The organism is Rhodopila globiformis, assembly GCF_002937115.1.
In the GTDB taxonomy this organism is placed as follows: domain Bacteria; phylum Pseudomonadota; class Alphaproteobacteria; order Acetobacterales; family Acetobacteraceae; genus Rhodopila; species Rhodopila globiformis.
The window spans coordinates 1-11,128 of record NZ_NHRY01000168.1 but is presented as its reverse complement, the minus strand read 5'-3'; the positions used below and the strand labels follow the sequence as shown (position 1 = coordinate 11,128).

The following is an 11,128-nucleotide window of genomic DNA, read 5'->3' as shown; positions in this document are numbered from 1 at the left end:
GTTGTTCGCAGCGGTCACGCCAACGGACCCCGGACGGCCCGGCAAATGGTCCTTGATCCGCTCCCACTGGTCGTCGCGCAAGGCATGTCGATGCATCGGTCAGCCTCTCCAAAGCTGACTGCCTATGCATCGAAGAACCGGGGCTGCTGGAATCGGGAAGCCGCTTGTTGATCAACGATTCCGCCGCACTGTTGCAGCCCAGACTCACTCGGCTGGCTCCAATTGACGACACGCCCTAACCTGCGGTCTGCTGTAACCGGACGCGGCCTGATACTCCGCGGTAATCGTATGAACCAGCGCCGCAACCGGAAGGATGCCGGATACCGCCGAGACGCTGTGTCCCGCGCTCCAGATATCCCGCCACCGCCGCGGCCGATCGGCGGCCAGATCCGTCGCCACGTCGATGCCCCCGCGCTCCGGCAGGGCGTCGGGGTCGAGTCCGGCGGCGATGATCGAGGGCCGCAGCATGTTGCTCGGCAGGCCGGTGAAGGCGCGGGTCAGCAGCACGTCGTCGGCGGTGCTGTCCACCAGCATCTGCTTATAGGCGGGCTGCGCCATGCTCTCGGTCGTGGCGATGAAGCGGGTGCCCATGTACCCCAGGTCGCAGCCCAGCGTCAGCGCCGCCGCCAGCGCCTGGCCGTCGCCGATCCCGCCGGCCAGCACCAGCGGGCCGGCATGGAAGCGCCGCACCGCGCGGACGAAGGCGAACGGGTTCAGCCAACCGGTCTGCCCGCCGGCCCCCGCGCTCAGCAGCACCAGCCCGTCGGCGCCGGCCGCGAGCGCCCGTTCCGCGTGCCGGATCGAGGCGACGTCGGCGAGCACCAGCGCCCCCGCGTCGTGCAGCGGGCCAATGACCGTGGCGGGGGAACCGACGCTGGTGATGACGATTTCCGGCCGGTGCCGCAGCAGCACAGCCAGGTCCTCGGGCAGCCGCGGGTTGGACCGGTGCACGATCAGGTTGGCGCACCAGGGCGCGGCTTCCTGGCCTTGCAGCGCGGCGGTGATCTGGTCCAGCCAGGCGTCGAGTTCCTCGGCCGTGCGGCAGTTGGCGGTGGGAAAGGCGCCGATGACGCCGCTGCGGCACGCCGCCGCCACCAGGTCGACGCCGGAGACGCGGAACATCGGCGCCGCGATCAGCGGCAGGCGCAGCCGGCGGCGCAGGATGGCGAAGGGTGTCTCCGGGGTATTCATGTTTGCCGTCACGCCACCTCCCGGATCGCGATCCCGGCCGGACAAATCGGCACGGGCTCTCGCTGTGGCTGCATGATGCACAGCCCGGCCGCGTCCGTCACCTCGCGCTGTCAGGGATGGGTGGCGCCGTGCGGCTGGGCATGCCCCGGCGCACGGCAGGCGCCCATCGGAAGCGGTAGCGTTTCCCGCGGTTTCGCGACATAAGGCAATCAGGAGAATATTGATGCCGAACGCGACCGCCCCGAATAGCCCCCTTGGCACCGCTGCCTCCCGCCCGTGGGACCCGGATTCCTGGCGCGACTGCCCGATCCGCCAGGTCCCGACCTACCCGGACCCGGTGAAGCTCGAGGAGATCGAAGGCCGCCTGCACCGCTATCCGCCGCTGGTCTTCGCCGGCGAGGCGCGGCGGCTGAAGGCGCAGCTTGCCGCGGCGTCTGAAGGCAAGGCGTTCGTCCTGCAAGGCGGCGACTGCGCCGAGAGCTTCGCCGACTTCACCGCCAACATCATCCGCGACACGTTCCGCGTGCTGCTGCAGATGGCGGTGGTGCTGACCTTCGGCGCCTCCCTGCCGGTGGTGAAGATGGGCCGCATGGCGGGGCAGTTCGCCAAGCCGCGGTCCTCGGACACCGAGACGATCAACGGCGTCACCCTGCCCAGCTACCGCGGCGACATCATCAACGGGCCGGAGTTCACCGCCGCCGCCCGCGTGCCCGATCCGGCGCGGATGGAATTCGGCTACTTCCAGTCGGCCAGCACGCTGAACCTGCTGCGCGCGTTCTCCTCGGGCGGCTACGCGGACCTGTCGGAGGTGCACCGCTGGAACCTGGGCTTCGTCGAACGCTCGCCGCTGGCCGATCGCTACAAGGACCTGGCATCGCGCATCGACGAGACGCTGGCCTTCATGGCCGCCTGCGGCATGACCAGCACCACCACGCGCGACCTGCGGGAAACCGACTTCTACATCAGCCACGAGGCGCTGCTGCTGCCGTATGAGCAGGCGCTGTCCCGCGTCGATTCCACCACCGGCAACTGGTACGGCTGCTCCGCCCACTTCCTGTGGATCGGCGACCGCACCCGCCAGGTGGACGGCGCGCACGTGGAGTTCCTGCGCGGCCTGCAGAACCCGCTGGGCATCAAGATCGGCCCATCCCAGGACCCGGACGACCTGCTGAAGCTGCTGGACATCCTGAACCCAAAGAACGAGCCTGGCCGCATCACCCTGATCAGCCGCATGGGCGCCGAAAAGATCCTGGCGAAGCTGCCGCCCCTGGTGCGCGCGGTGGAGCGGGCCGGGCACAAGGTGCTGTGGCTGTCCGACCCGATGCACGGCAACACCATCTCCACGGTGGCCAAGCTGAAGACGCGGAATTTTGATTCGATCCTCCAGGAAGTCCGCAGTTTCTTTGATGTTCACGCCGCCGAGGGCTCCTGGGCCGGCGGCGTGCATGTCGAAATGACCGGGCAGGACGTCACCGAGTGCATCGGCGGCGCCCATCGCCTGTCGGAGGCCGATCTGAGCGAGCGGTACGAAACCTTCTGCGATCCGCGGCTGAACGCCGAACAGGCGCTGGAACTGGCGTTCCTGGTGGCGGAGGAACTGAAGGCCCGCCGCGCGCCGTCCGCCTCGCCCGCCCTGGCAGCCCAGTGACCGCCCGATGACAGCCCATCGGCCTGAATTTCCGGCGGTCGATCGGCCGGCGATCGACGTGGCGGCGGATATCGCGGCGCGCACCGACAGCTACTTCAACCGCACCAAGCGGATCGTCGCGGCTTTCGGCGACAAGCGCGTCACCTACGCGGTGTTCCTGCGCCGCCCGGTGATCTGCGCGCCGCGGCTGATGCTGGACTGGCTGAACATGGTGGCGGCGCTGCGCGGCACCGAGATCGGCATCGACCTGATCTACCGCGAAGGCGACTGGGTCGGCGCCGGCGAGCCGATCGGCTACATTACCGGCAGCCTGGTGCAGTTGTCTGACCTGGAAACGATCCTGCTGCAGAAAATCGGCTCGGCCTGCGTCGCCGCGCACAACGCCTACCAGATGGCGATGGCGCTGCCGCACGTGGTGTTCCTGGCGATGGAGGCACGCCACTGCGCCGGGGCGGAGATGCAGGACATGATGTCCTACGCCGCCGCCGTCGGCAGCGAGGCGGCGAAGCGGGAAGGGGCCAAAGGCTTCATCGGCAACGCCAACGACGCCACCGCCCACTGGTTCGGCGCCCCGCGCGGCTTCGGCACCATGCCGCACTCGCTGATCGGCTACGCCGGATCGACGGTGCGGGCGGCGGAGATGTTCCGGGAGACGTTTCCGGACGAGCCGATGACCGTGCTGGTGGATTATTTCGGCAGGGAGATCACCGACGCGCTGGCGGTGTGCGCGCGGTTCCCCGACATGGCGGCGGCGGGGCAACTGGGGTTCCGGCTGGATACGCACGGCGGGCGGTTCCTGGAGGGGCTTGATCCGGCGGAGAGCTATGCGGTGCTGGAACGTCATGCGCCCGGCGCGATCCGGCGCTACCGCAGCGACTCCGAACTGCGCGCGCTGGTCGGCACCGGCGTCTCGGCGGCGGCGATCTGGCGGATGCGGGAGGCGCTGGACCAGGCCGGGTATGACAAGGTGAAGATCGTGGCCTCGTCCGGCTTCGGCGTGGAGAAGTGCCGCGTGATGGCGGATGCCAAGGCGCCGATCGACGTGGTGGGGACGGGGAGTTTTATTCCGGAAGTGTGGCAGGAGACGTATGCCACGGCGGATATTGTCGAGTATGACGGCGTGCCGATGGTGAAGATCGGGCGGGAGTTTTTGTTGCGGAAGAATGGGGCGCGGAGACGGGGCGGGTAGGGAAAGCGTCGCTACCAACAGGTCGTCACTCTATCGTCATGGCCGGGCTTGTCCCGGCCATCTGCGCACCGACGTTGCAACCGCACCAGACGCCAGCGCCGCACGAAGCACAGCCGTGTTGCCACCCTGGTCGGGCTGGTCCACAGGCAATACACGGCTGATCACACGGCCCACGCGAACACCATGACGCGGCTTGTCGGATCGCATGCCAGTCGGATGCGGGTTGGCGACTACCGTTTGGTTTTCGTCGACACGGACGCCGCGATCACGGTCACGCGCATCGGTCCACGCGGCAGCGTTTATGATTGAGCGGAGCATGGCATGACCATCGAGACCATCACCCGGGACGGCCGGCGCTTCGTCGTGCTGCCTGAACAGGAATACCAGGACCTGATCGACGCCCGCGACGCCGAGGCCGCGATGCGCGCCGTGGCATCCGGTGCGATGTCGGCCATTCCGGCCGAGGCGATGGACGCTTACCTCAACGCGCCGACGCCGCTGGCGTTCTGGCGCCGGCACCGCGGCCTGACCCAGGCCGATCTGGCCGAGGCGGCGGATGTCTCGCAGGCCTATATCGCCCAGATCGAGGGCGGCACACGCCGGGCGGTTGACATCGGCATCATGGTCCGGTTGGCGCGCCGGCTGGATGTCCGGGTTGATGACCTTGTGGACGGGTAGAGCCATCGGGAGTCTCCGATGGCCGGCATGCGCCACGATCCCGGCGCCGGCCGGCGCACCGCGGCGCGATCCTGCGGGCTGACGTGCTTCCCGCCCTCGGTCCTGGCGTGTCTGCTGCGGCCGACGCGCCTGGCGTGTCGCGGCAGGATCGCACCGGCTGACAGCCGAAGCCGTTTCCATGGCGCCGGAGATGGCCGTGCGGGTGGGCAAGCCCGGCGGCAGGCACGACAGGTCGCCCGCGCGCCTACGCCGCTCCCTCGCGCCAGTTCATCAGCACCAGCGGCGCTGCGATGCGTCCGAAGTGCCGCGTGTTGTTGGTCACCAGCACCGCCCCAATCGCGATGGCATGGGCTGCGATCATCATGTCCATGTCGCCAATCGGCTGGCCGGTGCTGGTCAGTTGATGCCGGATCTCCGCATAGACATCCGCCGCATCGGCGTCCCACGCCCGAACCTGCACAATCTTCAGGAACGCAGGCACGGCCACCTGCAGCGGATGCGAGGGTGCAATCCGCTTCAGCCCATACATCAGCTCAGCCCGCGTCACCGCCGAGACGCAGATGCGGTCCGGGGGGATTTCGGCCAATCGCGCCTCGACCTCCGGCGAGCGGCCCTTGATGACGAAGCTCGCGGTGTCAGTGTCCAGCAGGTACAGCGCTACGGTCACTTGGCATCGTCAAACACGCCACGCTCCGCCGGCACCACATTCATCGGCCGCTCGGCCATGAAGTCCGCGGGCACGTCGATCGAGCGCATCAGCGCGAAGAATTCCGCCCAGGTCCGGGCACCGGGCCGCGTGGACAGCACAACGTCACCTGTCTGCTCATCGCGCGTGGCGAAGACCTCGGTTCCCTCAAACCGGAATTCCGCGGGCAGGCGCACCGCCTGGCTGGCGCCGTTCCTGAACAGCTTGGCAATACGGGTTTCCAGCACGGCCATCTCCATCAACGAATATAGACTGCAATATATACTCCCGCCCTAACCTCCGCAAGCCCCCGCGGTTTCCCCTCCCCGCCGAACCGCTCTAACCTCCCCCGGTATCGAACAAAGGGCAGGAAACCACCATGCAGCACGCCAGCTACGAACACATCGGCGTCGACACCGCCGGCAACATCGCCACCATCGAGATCCGCCGCGGCCCGAACAACTTCATCGACACCGACATGGTGGCGGAGATCGCCGACGCGCTGGAGATCCACGACCGCACCCCCGGCGTCCGCGCCATCGTCCTGTGCGCCCAGGGCAAGCACTTCTGCGCCGGCGCCGACTTCGGCAGCCGCGGCCCGGACGGCGTCGCCCGCGCCACCAAGCGCGGCCGGCATCTCTACAAGGAAGCGCAGCGCCTGTGGCGCACCGGCAAGCCGATCGTCGCCGCAGTGCACGGCGCGGCGGTCGGCGCCGGCGTCGGGCTTGCGGTGATGGCCGATTTCCGCGTCGCCTGCCCGGAGGCGCGGTTCTCCGCCAACTTCACCCGCCTCGGCTTCCATCCCGGCTTCGGCCTGACCGCCACCCTGCCGCGCCTGATTGGCGAGCAGCAGGCGGCGCTGCTGATGTACACCGGAAGGCGCATCACCGGCGAGGACGCGCTGCGGATTGGTCTGGTCGATTACTGCGTTCCGCTCGACCAGGTTCGGTCCAAAGCGGTCGAACTCGCCACCGAAATCGCCCAGTCCGCGCCGCTGGCGATCATCTCCACCCGGGAAACCCTCCGCCGCGGCCTGGCCGACGCCGTCGCCCGCGCCACCGAGCGCGAGTACGAGGAGCAGGACTGGCTGCGCAACACCGCCGACTTCCGCGAAGGCACCAAAGCCATGGCCGAGCGCCGGCTGCCGGACTTCCAGGCGAAGTGACCCCGCTCGGGCATTCCAGCCTTTCTCCCATATAATCAAAGGCGTGAATGGAGGACCCGCGCCCGCCATGACCGCTGGGAAACGGCCAGCCGCCACGCTGCTCAACAGGGCATACATCAGCGTTTTCTCTTAACCGTTTCTTAACCATTCCCGCGCTAGCAGGGGCCGTCCAGGAGGCCCCTCGCATGAGCCATTCGCTCCGCGTTTCCCGCACCCATCTCGCGGCTGCCATCGATCGTGTCCTCTGGCGAGGCTTGGCCCTCGCCCGGGCGCAGCAGGCGCGGTCTCCTGTCGTGGCGGGCCTGTTGCGGCGCGGCATCCTGCTGCTGTGGTGGACGGCGACGTTGCAGCTGCATATCCATGCCCGCTACTGGCTGCGCGCCCGCCGGCTCCGCCGCAACGCGCCGGCCGCGCTTCCCGGCACGATTACCGCCCCGGTCGATCCCGCGACGCTGGTCCTGCCGCTGTCGCAGGCGCCGGTCGTCTCCGTCCTGATCCCAACCTACGGCCAGGTGCCCTATACCCTGCGCTGCCTCGCCTCGATCGCCGCCCATCCCTCCGCCATCCCGCTGGAGGTGATCGTCATCGACGACGCCTGGGATGGTCCGGATGCCGCCGCGCTCGCGCTGGTGGATGGCATCCGGCTGGTCCGCAACGACAGCAACCTCGGCTACCTGCGAAGCTGCAACAAGGCGGCGGGATTGGCGAAAGGCCGGTATCTGTACTTGCTCAACAACGACACCCAGGTGCTCGGCAACTGGCTGGACCCGATGCTGGCCCTGCTGCGGGAGCGGAATAACGTCGGCGCCGTCGGCGCCAAGCTGCTCTACCCGGACGGCCGCCTGCAGGAAGCCGGCGGCATCATCTGGCGCGACGGCAGCGGCTGGAATTTCGGCCGGCATGAGGAGCCGGCCGCGCCCGCCTACAACTACGTGCGGGAGGTCGATTACTGCTCGGCCGCCGCGTTGCTGGTCGCGGCCGACGTGTTCCGCGATCTCGGCGGCTTCGACGAACGCTATGCGCCGGCCTATTTCGAGGACGCCGATCTGTGCTTCCGCCTGCGCCAGCGGGGGCTGAAGACGCTCTACCAGCCGGCCGCGCGGGTGATCCATTTCGAAGGCGTCTCCCACGGCCGCGACACCGCGGTCGGCATCAAGTCCTGCCAGGTGGTCAACCGCCAGACCTTCGTCGAAACCTGGGCGGACGTCCTGGCGCAGCAGCACTATCCCAACGGCGACGGCGTGTTCCGCGCCCGCGACCGCGCCATGCACCGCGATGTCGTGCTGGTGGTGGACCACGGGGTGCCGACGCCGGACCGCGATGCCGGCTCGCGCACGATGATGGCGTTCCTGCACGTCCTGCTGCAGGCCGGCGTGGTGGTGAAGTTCTGGCCGCACAACCGCGCCTACAGCCGCGGCTACACCGAAACGCTGCAAGGCATGGGCGTCGAGGTGTTCTACGGCCCCGCCCAGGCGCCGTTCGAGGCATGGATCCGCAACCACGGCCACGAGATCGACACCGTGCTGCTGAGCCGCCCCGACGTCGCCGAGGACGTGATCGCCCCGCTGCGGCAGCATTCCCGCGCCCGCATCGTCTATTACGGCCACGATCTGCACTTCTGGCGCATGCGCCAGCAGGCTACGGTGACGCAGGACGACGTGCTGCGCCGCGAGGCGGACTGGATGGAGCAGCGCGAGTTCACGCTGTGGCACCAGGCCGACGTGTCACTGTATCCGTCCGAGGAGGAAGCCTCGATCGCACTCGCCCTGCAGCCCGATGCCGCCGTCGCCCCGGTGGTGCCATACTGCTTCGACCGCTTCAGCCCGGAGCGTCCGGCGCAGCCGGGCCGGGAGATCATCTTCGTCGCCGGCTTCGGCCATCCGCCGAACGAGGACGCCGCCTGCTGGTTCGTCGACGAGATCTTCCCGCTGATCCGCGCCCAGTGCCCCGACGCGCACCTGTCGATCATCGGCGCCGCCCCGACGGCCCGGGTGCGGGCCCTGGCCGGGGACGGGATCGCCGTGTTCGCCGACGTCTCGGACCTCGACCTGTCCGCGGCGTATCGCCGGGCGCGGGTCGCCGTGGTGCCGCTGCGTTGCGGCGCCGGGGTCAAGCTGAAGGTGGTGGAGGCGCTGCGCGAGGGCCTGCCGCTGGTCACCACGCCCATCGGCGCGCAGGGCCTGCCCGGGCTGTCGCAACTGGTCATGGTCGAGGACCAGCCACGCCGCTTCGCCCGCGCCGTCGGGCTGCTGCTGCGGGACGACGAGGAGTGGGAATGGCGCAGCCGGCTGCAGATCGACTACGCCCGGTCCCGCTTCTCGCGTGAGGCGATGACGGCCAGCCTGCTGGAGGCCGTGCGCGTCGGCCGCGGCCACAAGCCATCCCGCGGCGCAGTGCCAGGGGCATGTCGAGGGGCATGTCGAGGGGCATCTGAAGGTGTGTCCCGCCGGGACGGCGCGGCGCCGGCCGCCAGTGGCCGGAATGCCGCAGCCGGCGCGATAAGCTGGATGTCGTTCCTGGATCGAGCCAGCAATACTTGACACGCCCGTACCGCCGCATTGCCAGTTCCCGTCGAACGTGGCTGGATAACGGTCCCATCCGGGGAGACGATGCCATGGCAACCCAGCAACAGGAGCGTCAACCGTTTCATCATCCGCCTGTCCGCCCGGACTGGCTGGCGAAACTGACGGAAGAGGTGCTCGATCCGTCACAGCCCATCATCGATCCGCATCATCACCTCTGGCGGGCGCGGCCGGACCGCTACCTGCTGGAAGACCTCGTCGCCGACGTCCGTACCGGGCATAACATTCTCGCGACCGTGTATATCCAGTGCGGCTCGGACTACCGCCCCGGCGGCCCGCCGGAGCTGCAGCCCGTCGGCGAGACCGAGTTCGCCGCCGCGGCGGCGCAGGCGTGCGAATCGGGCAACTATGGTCCGCTGCGCGCCTGTGCCGGCATTGTCGGCTACGCGGACTGCCGGCTGGGCGACCGGATCGATCCGGTGCTGGAGGCCCATGTCGCCGCCGGTGGCGGGCGGTTCAAAGGCATCCGCCACAGCGCCACCCATGATCCCGGCATCGCCCCGACGGCGCCGCCGGGCGCACCGCCCGGCCTCTACCGCGACCCCGCCTTCCGCGCCGGCTTCGCCCGGCTGCAGCGGCAGGGGCTGACGTTCGAGGCCTGGCTGTACCATCCGCAACTGGCCGATCTGCGCGACCTGCTGCGGGCGTTTCCCGAGCAGAAGGTGGTGCTGAACCACGCCGGCGGCCCGCTCGGCGTCGGGCCCTATGAAGGGCGGCGGGCCGAGGTGTTCGCGCAATGGCGCGCCTATATCACCGAGCTGGCGGAATACCGGAACCTGTGCGTCAAGCTCGGCGGCCTGGCGATGAACGTCAACGGCTTCGGTTTCCACCAGCATGTGCTGCCGCCGTCCTCCGGCGAGCTGGCAGCGGCGTGGCGGCCGTATTTCGAGCACGCGATCGCAACGTTCGGGCCGGACCGCTGCATGTTCGAGAGCAACTTCCCGGTGGACAAGGGGACGTGCTCCTACCCGGTGCTGTGGAACGCATTCAAGCGCATCGCGGCACAGTATTCCGAGAGCGAGAAGGCGGCGCTGTTCCATCGGACGGCGCAGTGCTTCTACAACCTGCCGCCGGTGGGCTGAGACAAGGCGGCCCGGGGTGTGGCCGGCTGACGAATGGGGCCTGCCCACCGCCGGGCTCCGTCCGTCTCCCTGTGCCAAGGCTCCCTGGCCAGCGACCGGTTCGGGTGGGCGGCGCGTGACCGTGTGGGAGCCGGACATCTGGCTCATGGCCGGAACTGGCTGGGAGCGGAATGGCGGGTTCCGGGGATGCTGGGGCGCGAAGCTGCCATCCACCGCTCTTGGCGTGGCGGCCGTTCCCGACCCGCGGTTGCGGCCTGACCGCTGATCGTGTGGCTCCAGAACCGGACATTCCACAAGGCTTGGCGGCGGTAAGTTTCCATGGGATAGGGCGTAGAAACCACGCGGCTAAGCTTGGACTGCCGAAGAAGGCCTTCCCTCCGCGGAGACAGCCATGCCCCCTGCGACAAAGTTCCAGCCGTTCCCGCCCGATTTCCGCACGCAAGACATTCCGACGAACGGAACGACCCTGCATGTCCGTGTTGGCGGCGAGGGGCCGGCCGTCGTACTGTTGCATGGCTATGGCGAGACCGGCGATATGTGGGCATCGATGGCAGCCGATCTCATACGGGACCATCAAGTGATCGTCCCCGACTTGCGCGGTCTGGGCCTGTCCTCCAAACCTGCTGGCGGCTTCGACAAAAAAACCCAGGCGGGTGATGTCGCGGGCGTGCTCGCCGCTCTTGGCGTTGAGCGGATCGATCTCGTTGCCCACGACATCGGCAATATGGTCGCCTTTCAATTCGCCGCGCAGATGCCTGAGCAGGTCGGGCGCCTGGTGCTGATTGACGCGCCAATTCCGGGCGTCGGACCTTGGGAGGATATCCTGAAAAATCCGCTGCTATGGCATTTTCGGTTTGGCGGACCTGACATGGAGCGACTGGTCGCCGGGCGCGAGCGGATCTACCTAG

At 68.6% G+C, this 11,128-nt stretch carries 10 protein-coding genes and 1 pseudogene; 7 read left to right on the top strand and 4 right to left on the bottom strand.

Features of this window, described 5'->3' with window-relative positions; all coding sequences use genetic code 11:
• Nucleotides 1-96, bottom strand: a pseudogene (locus CCS01_RS35260) (IS5/IS1182 family transposase); the annotation flags it as partial.
• Between the two features lie 108 nt (nucleotides 97-204).
• Nucleotides 205-1,203 (bottom strand): NAD(P)H-dependent flavin oxidoreductase, encoded by a 999-nt coding sequence (locus tag CCS01_RS16015; protein ID WP_204848307.1) that lies wholly within the window; start codon nucleotides 1,201-1,203, stop codon nucleotides 205-207.
• Between the two features lie 211 nt (nucleotides 1,204-1,414).
• On the opposite strand from CCS01_RS16015, the gene CCS01_RS16010 reads away from it, so the two are divergent.
• The 3 genes from CCS01_RS16010 (at nucleotide 1,415) to CCS01_RS16000 (ending at nucleotide 4,706) form a co-directional block, all read left to right on the top strand.
• Entirely contained in the window at nucleotides 1,415-2,839 is a 1,425-nt protein-coding gene (locus tag CCS01_RS16010) for a class II 3-deoxy-7-phosphoheptulonate synthase (RefSeq protein ID WP_104519791.1), read from the top strand.
• Between the two features lie 7 nt (nucleotides 2,840-2,846).
• On the top strand, nucleotides 2,847-4,028 hold the full coding sequence (locus CCS01_RS16005; RefSeq protein WP_239992190.1) for a beta/alpha barrel domain-containing protein: 1,182 nt from the start codon (nucleotides 2,847-2,849) through the stop codon (nucleotides 4,026-4,028).
• 321 nt (nucleotides 4,029-4,349) lie between these two features.
• The gene (locus CCS01_RS16000) at nucleotides 4,350-4,706 is read left to right on the top strand and encodes a helix-turn-helix domain-containing protein (RefSeq protein ID WP_104519790.1); all 357 of its coding nucleotides are present in this window, start codon (nucleotides 4,350-4,352) and stop codon (nucleotides 4,704-4,706) included.
• Between the two features lie 244 nt (nucleotides 4,707-4,950).
• Here the strand turns inward: CCS01_RS16000 and CCS01_RS15995 are convergent, their stop codons facing one another.
• Both CCS01_RS15995 and CCS01_RS15990 read right to left on the bottom strand, forming a co-directional pair.
• A complete protein-coding gene (locus tag CCS01_RS15995; RefSeq protein WP_104519789.1) occupies nucleotides 4,951-5,373 on the bottom strand; it encodes a type II toxin-antitoxin system VapC family toxin in 423 nt (140 codons plus the stop codon).
• A complete protein-coding gene (locus CCS01_RS15990; protein WP_239992189.1) occupies nucleotides 5,370-5,645 on the bottom strand; it encodes an antitoxin in 276 nt (91 codons plus the stop codon). The genes CCS01_RS15995 and CCS01_RS15990 overlap by 4 nt, the downstream gene beginning before the upstream one ends.
• Nucleotides 5,646-5,770: 125 nt before the next feature.
• Between CCS01_RS15990 and CCS01_RS15985 the strand changes: the two genes are divergently transcribed.
• From CCS01_RS15985 to CCS01_RS15970, 4 genes are all read left to right on the top strand, one after another.
• Nucleotides 5,771-6,556, top strand: coding sequence for an enoyl-CoA hydratase/isomerase family protein (locus CCS01_RS15985; RefSeq protein ID WP_104519788.1), 786 nt, complete (start codon nucleotides 5,771-5,773; stop codon nucleotides 6,554-6,556).
• A gap of 185 nt (nucleotides 6,557-6,741) precedes the next feature.
• The gene (locus CCS01_RS15980) at nucleotides 6,742-9,096 is read left to right on the top strand and encodes a glycosyltransferase (RefSeq protein ID WP_104519787.1); all 2,355 of its coding nucleotides are present in this window, start codon (nucleotides 6,742-6,744) and stop codon (nucleotides 9,094-9,096) included.
• A 74-nt stretch (nucleotides 9,097-9,170) separates the two neighbouring features.
• Nucleotides 9,171-10,220, top strand: coding sequence for an amidohydrolase family protein (locus CCS01_RS15975; protein ID WP_104519786.1), 1,050 nt, complete (start codon nucleotides 9,171-9,173; stop codon nucleotides 10,218-10,220).
• A 391-nt stretch (nucleotides 10,221-10,611) separates the two neighbouring features.
• Nucleotides 10,612-11,128: alpha/beta fold hydrolase (locus tag CCS01_RS15970; RefSeq protein WP_146101795.1), on the top strand; the 517-nt coding region annotated here is incomplete at its 3' end.